This window comes from Nocardiopsis sp. LDBS1602, assembly GCF_035818715.1.
GTDB lineage: Bacteria > Actinomycetota > Actinomycetes > Streptosporangiales > Streptosporangiaceae > Nocardiopsis > Nocardiopsis alba.
On record NZ_JAYLVW010000001.1, the window covers coordinates 260764 to 279556 of the forward strand.

General features: G+C 70.5%; 18 protein-coding genes. 7 read left to right on the top strand and 11 right to left on the bottom strand.

All coding sequences use genetic code 11. From position 1 onward, the window contains the following. Nucleotides 1–13 precede the first annotated feature (13 nt). Nucleotides 14–607, bottom strand: a complete 594-nt coding sequence (locus U9J66_RS01195; protein ID WP_326336721.1) for a TetR/AcrR family transcriptional regulator — start codon at nucleotides 605–607, stop codon at nucleotides 14–16. A gap of 94 nt (nucleotides 608–701) precedes the next feature. Between U9J66_RS01195 and U9J66_RS01200 the strand changes: the two genes are divergently transcribed. Beyond that, entirely contained in the window at nucleotides 702–1961 is a 1260-nt protein-coding gene (locus U9J66_RS01200; RefSeq protein ID WP_161112171.1) for an NADH:flavin oxidoreductase/NADH oxidase family protein, read from the top strand. Between the two features lie 70 nt (nucleotides 1962–2031). Here U9J66_RS01200 and U9J66_RS01205 read toward each other — a convergent pair whose 3' ends face one another. Beyond that, nucleotides 2032–3045 carry an alpha/beta hydrolase gene (locus U9J66_RS01205; protein WP_042285566.1) on the bottom strand — a complete coding sequence of 338 codons (1014 nt, stop codon included), beginning with the start codon at nucleotides 3043–3045 and terminating at the stop codon, nucleotides 2032–2034. A gap of 441 nt (nucleotides 3046–3486) precedes the next feature. Between U9J66_RS01205 and U9J66_RS01210 the strand changes: the two genes are divergently transcribed. Beyond that, nucleotides 3487–4344, top strand: a complete 858-nt coding sequence (locus U9J66_RS01210; protein WP_042285568.1) for an aldo/keto reductase — start codon at nucleotides 3487–3489, stop codon at nucleotides 4342–4344. Between the two features lie 70 nt (nucleotides 4345–4414). On the opposite strand, the gene U9J66_RS01215 is transcribed toward U9J66_RS01210, so the two are convergent. The 7 genes from U9J66_RS01215 to U9J66_RS01245 form a co-directional block, all read right to left on the bottom strand. Further along, complete coding sequence (locus U9J66_RS01215; protein WP_041562025.1) at nucleotides 4415–4810, bottom strand: DUF397 domain-containing protein; 396 nt, start codon at nucleotides 4808–4810, stop codon at nucleotides 4415–4417. 133 nt (nucleotides 4811–4943) lie between these two features. Further along, the gene (locus tag U9J66_RS01220; RefSeq protein WP_326336722.1) at nucleotides 4944–5825 is read right to left on the bottom strand and encodes an SDR family NAD(P)-dependent oxidoreductase; all 882 of its coding nucleotides are present in this window, start codon (nucleotides 5823–5825) and stop codon (nucleotides 4944–4946) included. Between the two features lie 165 nt (nucleotides 5826–5990). Next, the gene (locus U9J66_RS01225; protein ID WP_326336723.1) at nucleotides 5991–7034 is read right to left on the bottom strand and encodes a hypothetical protein; all 1044 of its coding nucleotides are present in this window, start codon (nucleotides 7032–7034) and stop codon (nucleotides 5991–5993) included. Between the two features lie 52 nt (nucleotides 7035–7086). Then, nucleotides 7087–8052 carry an alpha/beta hydrolase gene (locus tag U9J66_RS01230; RefSeq protein WP_326336724.1) on the bottom strand — a complete coding sequence of 322 codons (966 nt, stop codon included), beginning with the start codon at nucleotides 8050–8052 and terminating at the stop codon, nucleotides 7087–7089. 206 nt (nucleotides 8053–8258) lie between these two features. Next, nucleotides 8259–9311 carry a 2,3-butanediol dehydrogenase gene (locus U9J66_RS01235; protein WP_326336725.1) on the bottom strand — a complete coding sequence of 351 codons (1053 nt, stop codon included), beginning with the start codon at nucleotides 9309–9311 and terminating at the stop codon, nucleotides 8259–8261. A gap of 294 nt (nucleotides 9312–9605) precedes the next feature. Then, nucleotides 9606–10331, bottom strand: a complete 726-nt coding sequence (locus U9J66_RS01240; protein WP_326336726.1) for a GOLPH3/VPS74 family protein — start codon at nucleotides 10329–10331, stop codon at nucleotides 9606–9608. Between the two features lie 230 nt (nucleotides 10332–10561). Next, nucleotides 10562–11143, bottom strand: a complete 582-nt coding sequence (locus U9J66_RS01245; RefSeq protein ID WP_161112169.1) for a TetR/AcrR family transcriptional regulator — start codon at nucleotides 11141–11143, stop codon at nucleotides 10562–10564. A 117-nt stretch (nucleotides 11144–11260) separates the two neighbouring features. Here U9J66_RS01245 and U9J66_RS01250 point away from each other — a divergent pair, with 117 nt between their 5' ends. Continuing rightward, on the top strand, nucleotides 11261–12115 hold the full coding sequence (locus tag U9J66_RS01250; RefSeq protein WP_326336727.1) for an NmrA family NAD(P)-binding protein: 855 nt from the start codon (nucleotides 11261–11263) through the stop codon (nucleotides 12113–12115). Between the two features lie 97 nt (nucleotides 12116–12212). Continuing rightward, nucleotides 12213–12764, top strand: a complete 552-nt coding sequence (locus U9J66_RS01255; protein WP_161112167.1) for a GNAT family N-acetyltransferase — start codon at nucleotides 12213–12215, stop codon at nucleotides 12762–12764. Between the two features lie 37 nt (nucleotides 12765–12801). Here U9J66_RS01255 and U9J66_RS01260 read toward each other — a convergent pair whose 3' ends face one another. Both U9J66_RS01260 and speD read right to left on the bottom strand, forming a co-directional pair. Next, the gene (locus U9J66_RS01260) at nucleotides 12802–13410 is read right to left on the bottom strand and encodes a DUF6879 family protein (RefSeq protein WP_326336728.1); all 609 of its coding nucleotides are present in this window, start codon (nucleotides 13408–13410) and stop codon (nucleotides 12802–12804) included. 365 nt (nucleotides 13411–13775) lie between these two features. Further along, nucleotides 13776–14126, bottom strand: coding sequence for an S-adenosylmethionine decarboxylase (speD, locus tag U9J66_RS01265; RefSeq protein WP_161112158.1), 351 nt, complete (start codon nucleotides 14124–14126; stop codon nucleotides 13776–13778). 600 nt (nucleotides 14127–14726) lie between these two features. On the opposite strand from speD, the gene U9J66_RS01270 reads away from it, so the two are divergent. The 3 genes from U9J66_RS01270 (at nucleotide 14727) to U9J66_RS01280 (ending at nucleotide 18710) form a co-directional block, all read left to right on the top strand. Then, nucleotides 14727–15575 carry a helix-turn-helix domain-containing protein gene (locus U9J66_RS01270; RefSeq protein ID WP_017536287.1) on the top strand — a complete coding sequence of 283 codons (849 nt, stop codon included), beginning with the start codon at nucleotides 14727–14729 and terminating at the stop codon, nucleotides 15573–15575. Further along, entirely contained in the window at nucleotides 15506–16699 is a 1194-nt protein-coding gene (locus U9J66_RS01275; RefSeq protein ID WP_326336729.1) for a M20 family metallopeptidase, read from the top strand. Before U9J66_RS01270 ends, U9J66_RS01275 begins: the two co-directional genes overlap by 70 nt. Before the next feature lie 349 nt (nucleotides 16700–17048). Continuing rightward, nucleotides 17049–18710 carry an ABC-F family ATP-binding cassette domain-containing protein gene (locus tag U9J66_RS01280; RefSeq protein WP_326336730.1) on the top strand — a complete coding sequence of 554 codons (1662 nt, stop codon included), beginning with the start codon at nucleotides 17049–17051 and terminating at the stop codon, nucleotides 18708–18710. Nucleotides 18711–18793 lie beyond the last annotated feature (83 nt).

Genomic DNA, 18793 nt, shown 5'->3' on the forward strand with positions numbered 1-18793 from the left:
TCGCTCGCCCCCACTACCTCGGTTCGACCGCCGCTCCGGCGGTGAGCATCGCCCGCACGGTGGAACGGATCCTTCCGGCGATCTCCTCCGGGTCCGTGGCGTCGAGCTTGCCGTCCAGGTGCAGGAAGGCCAGCCCGTGGACGAGCGACCACACCGCCGTGGAGAGCGCCTCGGGCTCGGCCTCGGGGAAGACGGCGCGCACGAGACCGTGGACGTAGGCCCGGATGGCGGCGGTCGCGGCGGCCCGTTCCTCGTGCGCGGGGTCGCAGGGTTCGGCGAACATCGCCCGGAACAGCGCCGGGTGTTCCAAGGCGAAGTGGACGTAGGCGATGGCGATCTCGGCCAGGTCGTCGGGGGTCTCGGGGGAGGGGTGGGCCCGCGCCAGATGTTCGGCGAGTTCGCGATAGCCCTCGGCCGCGACGGCGGAGACGAGCGCGTCGCGGTCCGCGAAGTGACGGTAGGGGGCGGTCGCCGACACCCCGGCGCGTTTGGCCACCGCGCGCAGGGACAGCGCGGCCCCGCCGTCCTCCTCGAGGAGCTCTCGGGCCGCGCTGACGCAGGCGGCCCGCAGGTCGCCGTGGTGGTAGGTGCTCTTGGCCCGCGACACGGATCACACTCCCTCATGTTTACAGTGCACACATTGCCCATCTAATGTGAGCAGTGCACACATGGTAGCGAATCCGAAGAAGGGGCCGATTCCGATGGCCGGTGGACTGTACTCACCTCTGCGTCTGCGCTCCGGGGCGGTTCTGGGCAACCGGATCGCCAAGGCCGCCATGGAGGAGAACATGGCGGGCGAGGGCCAACTGCCCGACCACCGACTCCTGGAGCTGTACCGGCGCTGGTCGGCGGGCGGAACGGGCCTGCTCATCACCGGGAACGTCATGGTGCACGCCGAAGCGCTCACCGGACCGGCCGGTATCGTCCTCGACGAGGCCTCCCCGCTGGAACCGTTCACCCGGTGGGCACAGGCCGCCAAGTCCGGCGGCTCGACCGTGTGGATGCAGATCAACCACCCCGGCCGCCAGGTCCAGGCCGACATGCCCGGCGTCGTGTGGGCTCCGTCCGCCGTCGGCGTCGAGCTGGGCCGGCTCAGCAAGAACTTCGGCCGCCCCACCGCCATGACCCCCGAACAGATCGAGGCCACCGTGGAGCGGTTCGCGGTCACGGCGACCCGCGCCGAACAGGCCGGGTTCGACGGGGTGGAGATCCACGCGGCGCACGGATACCTGCTGTCCCAGTTCCTGTCCCCACTGGTCAACAAGCGCACCGACGCCTGGGGCGGATCGCTGGAGAACCGGGCGCGGACGCTGCTGGACGTGGTCCGCGCGATCCGGGCCACCGTCTCACCGACCTTCGCGGTCGCGGTGAAGCTCAACTCCGCCGACTTCCAACGCGGCGGCTTCGACGTGGACGACGCGCGTCGGGTGATCGCGATGCTCGAACCGCTCGGCGTCGACCTGGTCGAACTGTCCGGCGGCAGCTACGAGAGCCCCGCGATGACCGGCCGCTCCGCCGACGAACGCACACGGGCCCGAGAGGCCTACTTCCTGGACCTGGCACGGGAGCTGGTGGCGACCAGCCCGCTACCGTTGATGCTCACCGGCGGCGTGACCCGACGCGAGACCGCCGAGAAGGTCGTCGCCGACGGCGTGGCGGTCGTCGGGATGGGCACCGCCCTGTCCCTCACCCCCGACCTTCCCCTGCTCTGGCGGGAACACCGTGAGACCGGCCGGTCGATGCCGCCGGTGACCTGGTCGAACAAGGCGCTGGCCTCGGCGGCGAGCATGGCGCGGGTCCGCCACCAACTCCGCCGCGTCGCCCGGGGCAGGGCGCCGCGCCCCGGCACCCTTCCGGCCTACGCCCTGATCTCGGAACGCCTCGGGCAACGTCGGGCGCTGCGCCGCTACCGCGCCTGGCTGTCCGAGCGAAGGAACCCGGCGGCCCCGGCCGGTCGATGACCCACGCGGGCCGGCCCCGGCCCCGCGGGCGACGTCGGCGGGGGCGTCTTCGCCTCCGCCGACGATCACCTCAGCGCGAATACGCCCCCGACCGCTGCCCGGCCTGCTGCCTGGGCACCGTCGACCGGGTCTCCAGCACGTCGGCCAGGAAGTCCGACGTCAACCTCAGCGCCGCCTGATTGGCGTGGGTGTCGCGCATGCTGTCGATCATCATGAAGTCGTGGATCATGCCCTGGAAGCGGACCGCCGTCACCGGCACCCCCGCCTCCCGCAACCGATTCGCGTACGCCTCGCCCTCGTCGCGCAGCACGTCGGCCTCCCCGTTGAGCACGATCGCCGGAGGCAGTTCGCGTAGCTGGTACAGCGACGCCCGCAGCGGCGAGGCGTAGACCTGCGCCCGCTCATCGGGGTCGGTCGTGTACTGGTCCCAGAACCAGATCATGCCGTCCCGGTTCAGGAAGTAGCCGGTGGCGAACTCGTGGTAGGAATCGGTGTCGAAGTCGGCGTCGGTCACCGGGTACAGCAACGCCTGACCCTTGAACGACACGTCCCCCCGGTCCTGGGCCATCAACGTCAGCACCGTGGCCATGTTGCCGCCCACCGAGTCCCCGCACACCGCCATGCGGGTTCCGTCCAGATCCTTCTCGGCGCCGTGCTCGACCACCCAGCGGGCCACCGCGTATCCCTGCTCGATCGCGGTCGGATACCTCGCCTCGGGTGAGCGGTCGTATTCGGGGAAGACCACCGCCGCGCCGGTGCGCACGCACAGCTCCCGCACCAGCCGGTCGTGGGTGTTCGCGCTCCCGAAGACCCAGCCCGCCCCGTGGACGTAGAGGATCACCGGCAGGACCCCGGTGGCCCCGGGCGGACGCACGACCCGTACCGGCACCTGGCCGGTGGGACCGCCCTCCACGGTGAACCACGCGTCGACCACCTCGGGCTTGGGCACGCCCTTGCCGCTCTGGACGTCCTCCAGGATCTGCCGGCCCTGCTCGGGCGGGACCTGGTAGATGAAGGGCTCGTTCGCGTTGACGTCGGCGAACTCCCGGGCCGCCTGCTCCAGGACCACCTTGTGCTCGGACATCTTCCCTACTCCGCTTCGGTCGGTGTCGCGCGGGAGCGGAACTCGCTCACCGGGGGAGCACTCGCCGGACGGATCCGAGTGGACGCGAGGGTTCGGGACCTCGCGCCACGAGACCCGGCACGGGGTGGCACCCCGCACAGGTGGTTGACCGGTGGAGTGGGCGCGGAAACCGATTTTCCCGAAACCTGGCCCGATCCATCCCCCCGAAAGAACCTTCGTGGGTGTGGGGAGGGCGGGGAACGAGCGATCCCCTCCCCGCCACCGGGGCGAGGGGCGCGAGGTTTACGCCCAGAGCCTCGTCGGGCAGAGGTATCTGCACATGCTCACCAGCGAGAACGTCGCCATCGGGGCCGTGCTCCTCGAGCCACGAAGGCCACGACGCGGGGCTCGAACCGATCACCGGAGAGCGGTACGGCCGGCTCGGGCGGGAAGGGGCGGAACATGACGATCCTGAACGAGACCTACACGCTGTCCAACGGCGTGGCCATCCCCAAGGTGGGGCTGGGCACGTGGTTCATCGACGACGACGAGGTGGCGCGGGCGGTACGCGAGGCCGTCGAGATCGGCTACCGCAACATCGACACCGCGCAGGCCTACGGCAACGAGCGCGGGGTCGGGCATGGGGTGAGCACCGCCGATATCGCCCGTGAGGACCTGTTCGTGTCCACGAAGCTGGCCGCGGAGATCAAGGACTACGACCGGGCGGTCGCCGCGATCGAGGGGTCGCTCGCCGACCTGGGGCTGGACCACATCGATCTGATGCTCATCCACAGCCCGCAGCCCTGGGACGATTTCCGCGGCGACGACTACGCCGAGGGCAACCGCGAGGCCTGGCGGGCCCTGGAGGACGCGTACGGCACCGGCAGGATCCGTTCCATCGGGGTCTCCAACTTCCTGCGGTCCGACCTGGAGAACATCCTCGGCTCCTGCACCGTCGCACCGCAGGTGAACCAGCTGCTCGTCCACGTCGGCAACACCCCGTCCGAGCTCATCGCCTTCTGCGAGAGCGAGGACATCCTGGTCGAGGCCTACTCGCCGATCGCCCACGGACGGATGTTGGAGAACACGGACGTCGCGGCGATGGCCGAGAGGTACGGCGTGAGCGTCCCACAGCTGTGCATCCGCTACACCCTCCAGCTGGGCACCGTTTCACTGCCCAAGACCGCGAACCCCGAGCACATGCGCGCCAACGCCCAGGTCGACTTCGTCATCTCCGACGAGGACATGGACGCTCTGCGGAACGTGCGCATGCGGGACTACGGCGAGCACAGCGGCTTCCCCGTCTACAGCGGTAAGTAGGGGCCGCCGCGCTCGCCGTTCCACCACCACGGTCCACCACGGGGAAGCAGACCGGGGGTACGCCGTCTCGTCAGGCCTTGGCGGCCCGGCGGCGTTCGTATTCCTCGCGGGCCTTGGGGGTGAGCAGCGGGGAGGGTACCCATTCGGCGGGTTGGTTCGCGCGCTCGCGCTGGAGGGCGATCTCCTCTTCGGTGAGGTGTTCCTCGGGGATGTCGAACTCTCCGTCCCTCGCACCCAGGGTGAAGGCCTCCCATTCGGCGGGGGTGAAGAACAGCGTGCCCTTCTCCGGGGACTTGCCGTCGCGTACGGCCCGGAAGCCGTCGTCGAACTCGGCGACCTCCACGATCGCCTCCGACTCCGGATCGGAGAGCGAGGAGCGCATCCATACCGCGTCGGTGGTGTCGTGCCACTTCTCGTTCCCCATGGCCTCCGGAGGGAGGTCCTTCTTGGGCTGCTGCTCGCTCATCGGTGCTCCTGAAAAGGGGACAGGCTCGTCGGGGTCGCCCATCACGATAGCGAGCCGCCGACCGGTCCCGGGCCAGACCGAGGCCGGTCGGCCACGTTCGGTCACACCATCGAGAGGTGAACGCGCGAGAAGGTCACCCCAGGGCAGGCCGCGGACCCTCGCCCATCGCCATGACGGGCACGACCGGGTCCGGTCCGTGCCGTCCATCGAACTCGTCGTAGGCCCGCTCGATCTCGCGGTGGACGCGCTCTACGACCGGGCCCCACTCCCGATGGGTGACGATCACGAACTCCCGCGCTCGTAGGGCCTCGACCACCTGCTCGCCGACACGGTCGGGGTCGGCCCCCTGAGCGAGCAGCGCGCCGTTCCGCTCGATGGCGGCCGTGTCCACCTCTCGTCCGAGCAGTTCCGCCTCGGCGGATCCGGCGTTGAGGTTGATCGATGTGGCGACCGCACCCGGGATGAGCAGCGAGACGTCGATGTCGGTGCCTTCGAGGTCCTCGCGCAGCGCCATCGACAGTCCCACGCTCGCGGCCTTGGAGGAGGTGTAGGCCGCGACACCGGCCATGGGGACCAGACCGGCGACGGAGGCGGTGTTCAGGATGTGGCCGCGACCGCCGCGCCTCCTGAACCGGGGGATGAACGTCGCCGCGGCGGCGAACTGCGCGTCGAGGTTGACGCCGTGCACCCAGCGCCATACCTGGAGCGGGGTCCGGTCGACGGCCCCGCCGCCGTTGACACCGGCGACGTTGCACAGGAGCGAGATCGGACCGAGCGCCTCCTCGGCCCGGTCGGCCAGGTTCTCCCAACCGTCGACGTCGCCGACGTCGAACGGCAGGGCCACGACCGTGCCCCCGGCGTCCCGCAGCTCCTTCTCCGCTCTCGCGAGCCGTGCCTCGTCGACGTCGACGAGCGCGATCCTCGTTCCCTCGGCGGCGAGTGCCCGCGCGATACCGAGACCGATACCGGACGCCGCTCCGGTGACGAGTGCCGCCTCTTTCCGGGGTCGAGTCATGGGACGCTCCGTTTCTCCGTCGAACGACGGTCGGCGGGCCGACGACCTCGGTCGTGTTCCCCACGATCGGGGGGACCGGTCGGCCCGTGACGTGTGGTGGATCCACCTCGAGTCAACGACGCTCTCCCCGGTCGGGTCACCCGCCGTTCGTGGCGGGTTCGGCGCTCATCGCCCGCCGCTCGTCGGAGAGCGGTCCGCCGAGACCCGGCGGGCGCCCTTCCAACGGAGCGGGGGCAACGGCTCGGTGAGACGCAACAACAGCGCGGCGGCGATGTAGCGCATCTTGCCGACGTGACCGCGCGGGTCGTACCCCAGAGCGTGGGTCAAGGCCTCATGACGAGCCTGAACGGTGGAGTGGTGCATCCCCAGAGTGGTCGCGGCCGAGCGGAGGCTATCGGCCTCCACCAGGGCCAGGAGTATCTCGGCGGCACGTCGGTCGAGCCCGGCGAGGGCGCGTACGTCCTCGTGCGGGTTCCGCGGATCGTAGGCCTGTGCGAGAAGGAGCATCGCCCCGAGATCGGCGGCGTCGACCACGGGCACGGAGGCCTCCGTCAGCCGCAGCGCGACGACGGCCGCCTCCCAGGACTCGGGCGCCCGATCGGCGCGAACCCGGATCCCGAGCCCGACAGGTTCGGGCGGAGTGACCTTGCCGTAGAGGTCGAGCACGGCCCTCAGGAGCCCGTACCGGGTCGGAACGATCGCCGAGGGCGCCCCCTCGACCTCGGGGGCGTCCGCCGGGACCGCCAGGATCCGCACCGGCGTGGCCGGGTCGATCCGACGTTCGGCGAGCAGGCTCACGCGTTCGGTGATCGGACGCGCCGCGTCGATGATCGCGTCGAGACCGTGTTCGGGACGCCGGCGCGCCTCGATCAATTCGACCCCCAGGGCGAGCCGTTCCACGATCATCTCGTCGTCGGGCCCCGGCTCGCCGTCCCGTTCGAGCCACACCGTCCAGTCGCCATCGGAGCGGCGAGAGGAACGCAGCCGGACGTCGGCCGCCTCGGCGGGAGCATGCCCGTCGGGGTCGCGCCGGTTCACCCGCCCTCGGATCTCGGCCCCGGCGACCGTCCCCGACAGGACGGCGGCGCCGCGCAGGAGACCGTCGAGACCGGCGTTACGGGCGATGAGGACGTCGAAGTACGACACGATCCGCAGGGTCTCACTCGCCTGCGGGTCGAGTGAGTTCAACCGTCCGACCAACTGGTGCACGCGCGTTCCTCCTCGCCTTGCCCCCGAACCGTCGAGTCCGGCGGCCGGGCCCTCAAAGTCCCAGGGTACGAGCCACCCAGGCGTCACGGGCGGACGTCATCGCGTGCGCGAGGGCGGTGTGCGGGGCGGTCAGGTCGAAGCCGTGGAACCCGCCGGGCCAGACGTGGAGTTCGGTCTGGACCCCCGCGTGCCAGAGGGCGGTCGCGTAGGCGACGTCCTCGTCGCGGAAGACCTCGGCCGAGCCGCAGTCGATGAAGGCGGGCGGCAGCCCCGTGAGGTCGGTGGCGCGGGCGGGCGCGGCGTAGATCGACACCTCGTCGGTTCCGCGCCTCTCCCCGAGGAGCGCGGTCCAGCCCATGACGTTGCTGCCCCGGTCCCAGATGCCGACGGAGTCGTACTGGGCGGAGGAGACCGTCCGGTCCCGGTCGTCGAGCATCGGATAGATGAGCACCTGGCCGAGCAGGGACGGCCCCCGCCGGTCGCGCGCCAACAGGGCGGTGCCCGCGGCGAGGCCCCCTCCGGCGCTCTGCCCCGCGATGATCAGCCGGTCGGGGTCCATGCCGAGCTTCCAGGCGTGGTCGGCGGTCCAGAGCAGTCCCGCGTAGCAGTCCTCGACCGGGTAGGGGTCGGGGTGCTCGGGGGCGAGGCGGTAGTCGACGGTGACCAGGACCGCGTCGTGTTCGACGACCCACGGCAGGACGTGGAGCAGGCCGGAGAAGCGGTCGCCGGAGACCATGCCTCCTCCGTGTGTGTGGTACACCCCCGGGCCGGGTTCCCGGTGGTCGCGTCGGGTGATCACCGAGACGGTGATCTCGTCGCCCAGGTAGCCGGGGATGGTGACGTCGCGTCTGGTCAGGTCCATGGCGTCGAACGTCGCGTCGCCGATCTCCACCGGCGAGGACCGGCGCATGTCCGGGATCATCTCCGCGGTCATGGTCGGCGGGATCCGGTCGGCGAGGGCGGAGAGGACGGCTTCGAGCTCCGGATCGAACGGAGGACGGGGAAGGGCGGTGGACATGAGGCTCCTCGGTCTATAGCGCCTGGTCACGGTATGGGTCGATCGTCGCCCGCGGGGCGCTTCGCGTGGAACCGCCGAACGTTGCGGTCTCGGCGGTGGAGAGCCGCCGTTCGCGCACCCGGCCCGGCGACGTATCGCGGACACACCGCGGTCCGGCGCGGGAGCCTTCGAGGAAAGGGGACCCGCACCGGACCGTTCGAGGTGGTTCAGCCGACCTTCAGGAGGATCTTCCCGCCGATTCCTGCGCGCAGGGACCGGATGGCGTCGACGGCGCTCTCCAACGGCAGCTCCTGGACCCAGCCGGTGGTGTCGTAGAACCCGTCGGCCATGGCCGAGATGACCGCGTCGAACTCCTCGGGCCGGTAACCGACCGCGCCGACGATCTCGGTCTCGGCCATGCTGAGCCCCGTGGGCTGGAAGTCCATCGGTTGCTCGTGCAGAGCCGCGACCACCAGCCGCCCACCGGGGGCCAGAGCGGCCAGGGCCGAGGTGATGGCCGGGCCCGCGCCTGCGGCGTCCACGGCGATGTCGACACCCTCGCCGCCGGTGAGCGAAGCGACGGCGGCGGGCAGGTCCTCGCCGACCGGGTCGACGACACGCGCGCCCAGCGCGGACATGATCGCGCGACGGTCCGCGCTCGGCTCGGACACGAGCACCTTCTCCACACCGCGGGCCTTGAGCGCGAACCAGGTGCCGATACCGATCGGACCGGCTCCCGCGACGAGCGCGCTGCCGCCCGGCTCGACGCCGCCACGCGAGACGGCGTGCCAGCCCACCGCCATCGGCTCGACGAGGGCACCCAGACGCAGATCGACACCTTCCGGTAGGACGTGCAGCTGAGACGCGTCACAGGTGGTGTACTCGGCCAGGCCGCCGCCCTCGACGTTCGAACCGACCGCCCCCATCAGCGGGCAGGAGAAGGGCAGCCCCTTACGACAGGCGGAGCACGTGCCACAGGAGACCGCCAGCGGGTAGACGGCGCCGATATCTCCGACCTTCACGTCCGTCACACCCTCACCGACCTCGACGACCGTGCCGGAGAACTCGTGGCCGAGGATCTGCGGCAGCGTGGCACCGCTCAGAGGGTGGGGCCGGTCCAGGTCGAACGGCAGCGACTCGGGATAGAAGAAGAAGTGGAGGTCGGAGCCGCAGATGCCCGCGAAGGCGTTGCGCAGTTTCACCTGGCCCGGACCCGGAACCGGTTCGGGGACCTCCTCGACGCGCAGGTCCTCCTTGCCGTAGAAGCGTGCCGCCTTCATTCGTCTCCTCCTTCGTTCGGGGCGATCGGGGCCGGTCGCCGTTTCTCCGGGGGCGTCGTCCGCCCTTCCGGGTTCGGCCGCCGCGCGACGGGGGGCGAAGGCGTTCGCCTTGGGGGAACGTTCGGGTGCCCATCGCGTGGCCGTTGTCCGTCCCATCGTCGTGCGCGCCGGTTCCAGGGGGCCACCGCCGAACGCGTCCGTTTCCGAGGGGGTGTTCCGCCGTTCGCGCGGGTGGGGGCGAGGGGGTGGTCGAGGGGATCGGTTCTCGTCCCGGCCCGGGGCGGGGCACGGCCCCTATTCGCCCCCGCCGTCACCGCCATCCCCACCGTCTCCATTGCCTCCCCTGCTCCGGGCCCGGTAGAGGGTGAGTTTCTCGGACAGCACCGTGCTGGCGTCCCGCATGTCCTCCGACAGTCCCGCCACGGCCCCGATGCCCCGGGCCCGATCGAACCGTTGGCGCGTCTTGAGGGTCACCCCGAGGTGCTCGCCCAGACGGGCACCGGTCACGAGGTCGAACAGGAACAGCATCCGTTCGTCCATCGAGGCACGTTCCTCGGCGATCGCCTGGAGCCAGATGACGAGCGTGTCGCACACGGCGGGGTCCGGAACGCGGTGCCCACGAATTCTCGAGGGCCGTAGGAGGCCGCGACCGATCAAGGCCTCCTCGTGCAGGGACAGCGCTCTGGAGTCGCGGTGCCGGATCCAGGCGTCCAGGCGGATCGGCCCACCCCGCGAGACCGTCATGGCCCCCACCTCGGAGAGGATCTCGTCGGCCCAGGCCAGGCCGGTGGGGGCGGAGGACTGGAGGTGGATCCTGCCCGACAGCGAGTAGACGTCCAGGCCGAATAGTCGCGTCTTCTTGGTGGCGAGCCACAGGTCGCGGCGGAGCACCAGTTCGCCGAGCTCGGCGAGCGCGCATCCCAACGCGGTGAGGTCGGGATCGTCGAGGCGCCCGTGCGGGTGGTGGGACAGGAGCAGGAACTCTTCGGGCAGGGACGGACGCGGCTGAGCGGAGGACATACGCACCTCGAGCGGGTCTCGCCGAACAGGGTCTTCGGTGCCTCGGCCGGGTGCAGTCGCCGTGGGGGCCGTCTGGTGAGGGTCCGGACCCTCATTCTCTCAAAGGAGGGTGCCCTACGGGAGAGGGACGAGGGGTGGTCGTCGGCGTGAGGCCCGTCCACCGTCCCACGCCCACCGTCCCTCTCGTCCGCCACCGAGAACCCGTTGAAGCGGGAGGGCTTCGCGCCCCTCTATCGGGCGCGCATCCCATCGAGGAGGAAGACGGTGCGGCGGTCGTAGCCCTCCCGCCGGGGGAGAGGGCCGTGCTTGAGCGCGAGCGCGTTGTCGTGCACGAGCGCGTGGAGGTCGTCCACGGTGAACTCGGGGCGCAGCGCCCCCGAGGCCCGGCTCGCCGAGATGAGCTCCTCGTTGATCTCGCCGGCGATCCGACAGATCTCCATGAGGCTTCGAGCCTCGGGATAGACCTGCAACATGGTGTCGTTGGCGGCCGGCTGACGGTACTGGAGGTCGCGGATCGCGGTGACGTAGTACGCGAGTCGTTCCCCGGCGTCGTCGATGGAGCGGGTGCGGTCGACGATGGCGCGCAGTTCGACCGCGACGACCTCTTCGATGACCGCGTCGATGAGGCCGATCCGGCCGCCGAAGCGGTTGAAGATCGTCGCCTTGCTCACCCCGGCCGCCTTGGCGACCTCCTCCAGAGGCACGGTGAGGCCCCGCCCCCGGAAGGCGTCGATCGCGGCGCGCCTGATCTGGGCGGCGTTGCGTTCGGCGTCGGCGCGCAGCCGAGGCCTCGATGACACTCCACCGCTCATCTCCACACCGCCCTCGTCGTCGCCACCATAAATTGACCTACAGGGTCAGGTTACCTAGGGTCGGGGTCATGAGCGAAACTGACCACCCCGGTCAGTTTATGAACGAAGGGTGTGACCATGATCGTGGTGACCGGTGCGACCGGCGGTCTGGGCGGCGCCACCGTCGAGCACCTCCTCCGGCGCCTGCCCGCCGGGCGGATCGGCGTCAGCGTCCGTGACGAGACCAGAGCGCGGCACTTCGCCGACCGCGGCGTCCGCGTGCGGCGAGGCTCCTACGAGGATCCGGCCGCTCTGCGCGACTCCTTCGCCGGAGCGGAACAGGTACTGCTGGTGTCCGGCAACGATCCGACCGCCGACATCGTCGCCCTGCACCGCGACGCGATCGAGGCCGCCGTCGACGCCGGTGTCCAGAGGATCGTCTACACCGGACAGCAGGCCGCCGTCCCCGGCAACCCGTACCCGCCGTCGCGGATCCACATCGACACCGAGGCGGCCCTGGCCGAGTCCGGTCTCGCCTGGACGGTCCTGCGCAACGGCGCCTACGGCCCGCTCGACCAGGTGCTCGGCCCGTGGTCACGGACCGGGGAGATCGCCCTGCCCGCGGACGGCCCCGTCCCGTACACCGACCGAGCCGACGTGGCCGAGGCGACCGCGGCGATCCTCGCCGGCGACCGCCGCATCGACGGCCCCGTCACCCTCGCGGCGCCCACCGCCCTCACCCTCGGGGACATCGCGGCCATCGCCTCCGAACTCACCGGCCGCACCATCGAGCGCGTCGTCGTGGACGACGAACGGTGGGTCGCCGACCAGATCACGGCCGGCCTCCCCGAACCGGCGGCCCGGTTCATGCTCACCTGGTATCGGGCGGCCCGCGAGGGCCATTTCGCCGAGACCACCCCGCTGCTGTCCGAACTCCTCGGACGTGAACCCCGCGGAGTCGCCGAACGGCTCGCGGAGCAGACAGCGGCCTGAACCTCGGCCTCACCGCGTCGAAAAATCGTGGACGGGACCGGTCGGACCCCGACAGGATGACGAACGACCCTGCCCCCACGAGGAGAGAGGCCCGCCCGTGGAGGTCTTCCTGGAGACCGAACGGCTGCTGCTCCGGCGGTTCACCGAAGCGGACGTGGACCACCTGGTCCGGCTGGACGGCGACCCCGAGGTGATGCGCTTTCTCGCCGGCGAGCCGACGCCGCGCGCCGAGATCGAGGAGAAGGTGCTGCCGGGGTTCCTACGCGAGTACGAACTCGGGCCGGTCGGGCACTGGGCCGCCATCGAACGCTCCACGGGCGAGTTCCTGGGCTGGTTCGCCCTCGAACCCTCCGCGGACGGCGGCGCGGAGGAGGTGGAGCTCGGCTACCGGCTCAAGACGTCGGTCTGGGGTCGCGGATACGCCACCGAGGGGGCGCGAGCGCTGGTGCGCAAGGGCTTCGACGAGCTGGGAGTACGGCGGGTGTGGGCCGAGACCATGGCGGTCAACCTCGCCTCCCGCCGCGTCATGGAGAAGGCCGGCCTGAGGTACGTGCGGACCTTCCACGCGCACTTCGACGACCCGCTCCCGGGCACCGAACACGGCGAGGTCGAATACGAGCTGCGCGGGCCCGCCCCCATGGAGCCCTGAAGGCGGCCCCGGAGCGTTCCCGGGCCACCGCTCCCCGTCATCCACGGTCGAGCATCACCCCCTCGACCTCGCGGGGGAAGTAGCTCCTCAGGTCCTCGCCGACCTGGTGGAGGGCGGCGACCTCCGCGCGGCATCGTGTGATGACGGCGCGGTCGGTGAAACGGACGCCGCCCTGGAGAACCCCCTGGTCGTCGTACTGGATCCGGTACATCACCTCATCGCCGAGCCCCACGATCTCGGGTACCGGACGTTCCCGTTCCCAAGCGGCCAGAGGCTCGGCGGAGATGATCCTGATGTCCTCACCGCACTGGGCTCGTAGGTGGAGGGAGTGCAGTTCCCACAGAAGATAGGTCGTGAAGGGCTTCTCCACGACACGGGTCCTTCGCAGCACGCATCCCGCTCGGGCGAGTTCGGTGAACTGCTCTCGCAGGGAGGCGCGGTTGTCCTCCAGAAACCGTAGGGAATCGTCTCGGTGTCCATCGCGGAAGGCCGGCCAACTTTCACTTTCCGGCTGGTGAAAGACCTGTTGCCGTTCGAGCTTCCAGACTTCGGCGTTCCTGAGCGAGGCCAGACGTCCGTCGAATTCATCGAGGTAGGGATCGAGCTCCAGGCTCTCACCGATGAGACCATCGATAGTGTCAAGCATCGGGGATGTCCGCTTTCGCTGATAGGGGTATCGGTTGGCCTATCAGGGGTTTTCCCTGTCTACATGTCACGTGGGACAGGCCTGCCACCACAGAGATCATGGCCTGATGGCTCTCCTGTCGGAGCCTGGAGTCGAAGGGGGGTGCGTGCAAGGAAAATACCACGATGATCACTGCAATTCAGGTCGCATATTCGTTCTATGTATAGATATCCTCCTTTCTCTTGGGGTGACTTTCTTGAGCCTTGGCGTTCTCATTTCAGATAGCGCCTGCCGGGTTCGTTCCTGATGCCCGGACGCCGGGGCTCCCGCCTACTCTTCGGAAGCGGGTGGTGGGGGATGTGGGCCACCCGTGAGACGGGGCCTTCCTACCCGGGGACCGGAGCCGCCTTCGGGTTCCACCGTGGAATGTGCCGAATGGTGGTTCTCCCCGGGCCGAACAGGGACAGCAACGGCTCCAGGGCGTTCTCCGGATCGGTGTCGGCGCGGCAGGAGACGAGGTCGATCTGGGCCGCGCGATGTTCGGGCCAGGTGGACACGACCAGGTGGGACTCGGCCAGGGCCATCATGTGGGTGACGCCGTGGTCCGGGTACCCGGCGGGCGCTTCGAGCAGTACCCGTACGCCCAGCCGTCGCGCGGTGGTGCGCATGGCCTCACCGACGTCCTGAGGCGCGGGGTCCACGACGCAGTCGTTCAGGTCGACGGCCAGACAGATCACGCGGCCTCCCCGACCCGAACCTCGGGCACCGGTGTCGTCAGGCGACCGGCGGCGGGGGAGCGGTACGGCCGTCGAGGAAGGGACGCCCAGTGGGCGAACCCTCGTGGCGACGCCTCGAAGGCGTCCTCGTCCGGGGACGGGGTGCCCCGGTCGATCTCGGCTCCGGGTCCGGTGATGGCGTGGAACCCGGGGCCCTCGGGCCCGACCGGGCATGAAGTGAGCGACGTGTGGAGTGTGCCGGGTTCCGACGCGCGGGGGAACTCGACGATGACGGGCGAGCGGTGGTGGTTCACGGAAGACCTCCGACCGAAGACGATGGATGGTCCCAGGGTCGCCCACCGGCGGGCCCCGGGCCAGGTCACCGGTTGTCCACCACGTTGTTCACCCCCTGCTCGGGCACGGTGGACAGCCCGGGGACAAGGAACGCCGAGACGGCCACCCGCGCTCCAGCGAGGAGGATCCTCTTCCGCGGACCTGGTTCTCCGCCCGACCCAGGACCGCGGGTGCGGGTATGCGAGGTCGATCCGCCGGGTACGGAGGTGAACGGGGTCCACCAGCACCGATCCCCGCCCCGCTCCCCCCTGACCGAGGACGTGGTGCGTGACACCACCCACCCCCCGACCCAGCCCCTTACGTCAGGTCCGCGTCGATCGCGGTCTGACCCTGGAACAGGTGTGCGCCGACCTGGACCACCGGTCACGGACCGGGTCCAGCGGGGTCACCCCGAGCATGCTCTCCGGGTGGGAGCGCGGCCGGCGCACCACCAGTCGCCGCTACCGGGACCTGCTCACCGACTACTACGGTCGTCCGATCGAGGAGTTGTTCGTCCACCAGGACGGCGCGGTCGAGTCCGGGAACACGTCCTGTCTGGTCAACGGCCCCCGTGACCTGCGCGAGGCCATGAGCGAGGTGGCGCGAACGGCCGCCTCCCATCTGGCGGTGACCGGGTCCCGCTCCCGCGACGTCGCCTACCTGAAGACCATCGAGAAGGCGCTCGCGGCACGCCCGGAACTGGTCCACTACCGGCTGCTGTTCGGACCTCCTCGCAACAGGGCCCTGCACGCCCACCTGGGGCGTTTGCTGGAGGCCCGCGACCCCGACGACCGGTCGTTGGGGATGAAGACCCTGCACATCGGTCTCATCCGTCCCGAGCAGGACATGCCGGAGCGGTTCTTCGTCGCCTCCGAGCGGGCCGCCGTCGTCCCCATCCCCTCCCTCACCAGCGCCTATGGTTTCGACTCCGGGGTGCTGCTCGGTCCACCCGCCGCCGAGCGTCTACTGGACCACGCTCGCCAGTGCTATGCCGCGGCCACTCGGGTGGAAAGCCTCGAAGCCCTGCACGGACTCCTTCCCGCTCCCTCACACCCCCGGGATCGCTCATGGCCGACCTCCGCACCTCTCCCGCCCTGCTCCGAGCCAGGGCCGACCTCGACTCGGTCCTGGAACTGACCCGGGACCTGGTCCGTATCCCGACCCGGGGCGGCATCGACCCCTACGACGACGCCGTCGACCATCTGGGCCGGTGGATGGCGGAGAAGGGTCTGAAACCGACGGTGTTGCGCGACGACACCGGCTCGGCCGTCGCGCTCACCGCGTCCGTTCGTGGAGAAAGACCCGGGCCGACATGGGTATTGGACGCCTGCCTGGACACCGCGCCGTTCGGTGACGAGGCCGCCTGGACCCACCCGCCCACCGGCGGAGACGTGCATGAGGGGTGGCTGTGGGGACGTGGGGCCGCCGACTCCAAGTCCGCGGTCGCCGTCTTCTGCCATCTGGCCGCGCGCCTGAGACACGAGGCCGCGTACCTTCGCGGAGACCTGGTGCTCCTGTTCGACCTGGACGAGCACACCGGCGGCTTCGGCGGGGCCGAGCGCTACTTCGAGGGCCCGGACGCTCCGACGGACGTCGGCGGCGTGATGATCGGTTACCCCGGGATGGACAAGCTCGTCGTCGGTGGTCGGGGCGTGTATCGCGTACGGCTCAGGGTGCACGGGCGATCCTCGCACTCGGGGGGAAGGCGGAGCACGCCGAACGCGATCGGCAAGGCGGCGGCGATCGTTCGGGCGCTGGAGGAGAAGCCGCTGCCGGGGCCGGCCGAGGGCTTCGGGCCCGGAAAACTCACGGTGACCGCCATCGAAGGCGGAACGGGGTTCTCGGCGGTCCCCGATCTGTGCGCGGTGAACGTGGACGTGCGCACCACCGCCCGCTTCACCGGGGAGGAGGCCGCCGACCTGGTCGCCGCGGTGGTGGCCGAGGTCGACGCCGCGTGGCCCGGCACCCCACCGACCCTGGTGGAGGAGCGCACACGCTGGCCGGCGTACGCCCTACCGGAGCGGTCGCCCCTGCGGTCGGCGCTGCTGGGGGCCGCAGCCGAGCAGGGCATCGATGTGGTGGCCGAGATCGCCGGCCCGTCGAACATCGGTAACCACCTCGCCGGGCTGGGGATCCCGGCCACCGCCGGCTTCGGCGCCGTGTACGAGGGACTACACGCCACCGACGAGCGGGTCCTGGTCGAGACGATCCCCATCGCGCAGGCGGTGTACGACCGGGCGGTACGCACCCTCATGGGGTGAACCGCCTTCGAGTCCCACGACCGGCGGGTTCACCTCTTCTCAGGTGCCCCACCCCCGTGGTGCCCAGGGCCATGTAGTCGTACATCGAGTAGTCCGCGTGGTAGTAGACGTCCGCCCCGGACCGGCTTCGCCACCCCGCCGGAAAAGAGGTTGGAACCCTCGGCCGCCCCTTGCTACAGTCCCGACATGGCTTCTTGAGTGCTCTTCCTTCTCCCGCGTCCGCGGCCATCGCCCGGCGGGATCCTTACCGATGACGCAGAGAGCACTCGTGGCCATTTCCTCTTCTTCTCCTTCCGCTTCCGCGCACCTTCGTATCGACGCGGTCTCCGTCTCCTTCCCGGACCGTCGCGTGCTCACGGACGTGTCGTTCGTGGTCTCCTCGGGCGATCGGGTCGGCCTGATCGGCGAGAACGGATCCGGCAAGTCCACGTTGCTGAGGGTCGCCGCGGGGCTGTTGTCGCCCGACGCGGGGACGGCTCGCGTGGTCGGCGGGCAGGACGGCACGTCGGCGGTCGGACTGCTGCATCAGGAAGCGCCCTTCGCCCCCTCGATGACGGTGCACGAGGCGATCGAGACGGCGGTCGCTCCGATCCGGGCCGCGGCCGCGGCGGTGGACCATAGCGCCCAGGCCCTGGCCGAGGCTCCTCAGGACGCCGAGGTGGGGCGGGCGTACGCGCACGCTCTGGACGTGGCCGAACGCCTGGACGCCTGGAGCGTGGACGCCCGTATCTCCACGATGCTCGTGGGGTTGGGCCTGGCCTCCGTACCGGGAGAGCGGCGCACAAGGGAGCTCTCGGGCGGGCAGCGGTCCCGGCTCTCGCTCGCCTGGCTGCTGCTCCGCGATCCGGACGTGCTGCTGTTGGACGAGCCCACCAACCATCTGGACGACGCCGCCACGGAGCATCTGCGTCGTGTGCTGCTCGGCCGGCGCGGTCCGGTGCTCCTGGCCAGCCACGACCGGGCCTTCCTCGACGAGGTGGTCACGTCCCTGGTCGACCTCGATCCGGCGCCGATCCCGCACCGGCTCGCGGACGAGGTCAGGGAGGACGGTCCCGGGTCGGGGATCGGGGTGACCCGGTTCTCCGGCACCTACAGCGACTACCTCGTCTCGCGGTCCGAGGCCCGCCTCCGTTGGGAACGGCGTTACCGCGACGAGCAGGACGAGCTGAGAAGGCTGCGGGCCGGTGTCCAGGACAATCAGCAGGTGGGGCACGTGAACTGGAAGCCCCGCACGGAGTCGCGTATAGCCAAGAAGTTCTACGGGGATCGCAACGCCAAGGTCGTCGCGCGGCGGGTCAACGACGCCCGTGCCCGTCTGGAGACCCTGGAGAAGGAGCAGATCCGCAGGCCCCCGGAGGAGTTGGCGTTCGCCGGTCTCACCGCCTCGGGCGTTCCGACGGTCACTTCGCCGGAGGACGATGGACCGCTGCTCACCGCCTCCGAGGTCCACGTACCGGGCCGTCTCGCTCCGGTGTCGTTGGCGCTCGGAGCGGGGGACAGGCTCCTGGTCACCGGTGCCAACGGGGCGGGCAAGTCGACACTGCTGCGCCTGATCTCGGGCCGTCTCGCACCGGTCTCGGGAACGCTGAACCTGCTTTCGGGGCAGCGCGTGGGGCTGCTCGGTCAGGACGTGACCATCGCGCTCTCCCACGAGGACGGTTCGGAGCGCACCGTCTCCGAGGCCTACACGGAGGCCGTCGGGGCCGAGCGCGCCGAGCGGACCCCCTTGTCGACCTTCGGGCTGCTGTCCGGGCGTGACGAGCACCGTCCCGTCGGGGCGCTCAGTCTCGGGCAGCGACGTCGTCTGGAATTGGCGATCCTGCTGGCCGACCCACCCGAGCTGCTCCTGCTCGACGAGCCCACCAACCACCTGTCGCTGCCGCTGGTCACGGCGTTGGAACGGGCGATCGGCGAGTATCCGGGCACCGTGGTCATCGCCTCGCACGACCGCTGGATCCGTGAACGCTGGGCCGGAGCGCGGCTCGATCTCGAAGCCGAGTCGACGGGTTGAGCGTCGGGGCGACCCGGGCGAGGGCACACCGCCGTCGTTCAGGAGGCCCCCGCGTCGGCGGCGCGCCGCCGTCCGGTCTCGCG

Excerpts from the sequence above, each read along its gene's own strand:
- U9J66_RS01200 (WP_161112171.1), top strand. The coding sequence starts at position 702 with ATGGCCGGTGGACTGTACTCACCTCTGCGTCTGCGCTCCGGGGCGGTT.
- U9J66_RS01205 (WP_042285566.1), bottom strand. The coding sequence starts at position 3,045 with ATGTCCGAGCACAAGGTGGTCCTGGAGCAGGCGGCCCGGGAGTTCGCC.
- U9J66_RS01210 (WP_042285568.1), top strand. The coding sequence starts at position 3,487 with ATGACGATCCTGAACGAGACCTACACGCTGTCCAACGGCGTGGCCATC.
- U9J66_RS01215 (WP_041562025.1), bottom strand. The coding sequence starts at position 4,810 with ATGAGCGAGCAGCAGCCCAAGAAGGACCTCCCTCCGGAGGCCATGGGG.
- U9J66_RS01220 (WP_326336722.1), bottom strand. The coding sequence starts at position 5,825 with ATGACTCGACCCCGGAAAGAGGCGGCACTCGTCACCGGAGCGGCGTCC.
- U9J66_RS01230 (WP_326336724.1), bottom strand. The coding sequence starts at position 8,052 with ATGTCCACCGCCCTTCCCCGTCCTCCGTTCGATCCGGAGCTCGAAGCC.
- U9J66_RS01235 (WP_326336725.1), bottom strand. The coding sequence starts at position 9,311 with ATGAAGGCGGCACGCTTCTACGGCAAGGAGGACCTGCGCGTCGAGGAG.
- U9J66_RS01240 (WP_326336726.1), bottom strand. The coding sequence starts at position 10,331 with ATGTCCTCCGCTCAGCCGCGTCCGTCCCTGCCCGAAGAGTTCCTGCTC.
- U9J66_RS01245 (WP_161112169.1), bottom strand. The coding sequence starts at position 11,143 with ATGAGCGGTGGAGTGTCATCGAGGCCTCGGCTGCGCGCCGACGCCGAA.
- U9J66_RS01250 (WP_326336727.1), top strand. The coding sequence starts at position 11,261 with ATGATCGTGGTGACCGGTGCGACCGGCGGTCTGGGCGGCGCCACCGTC.
- U9J66_RS01260 (WP_326336728.1), bottom strand. The coding sequence starts at position 13,410 with ATGCTTGACACTATCGATGGTCTCATCGGTGAGAGCCTGGAGCTCGAT.
- U9J66_RS01275 (WP_326336729.1), top strand. The coding sequence starts at position 15,506 with ATGGCCGACCTCCGCACCTCTCCCGCCCTGCTCCGAGCCAGGGCCGAC.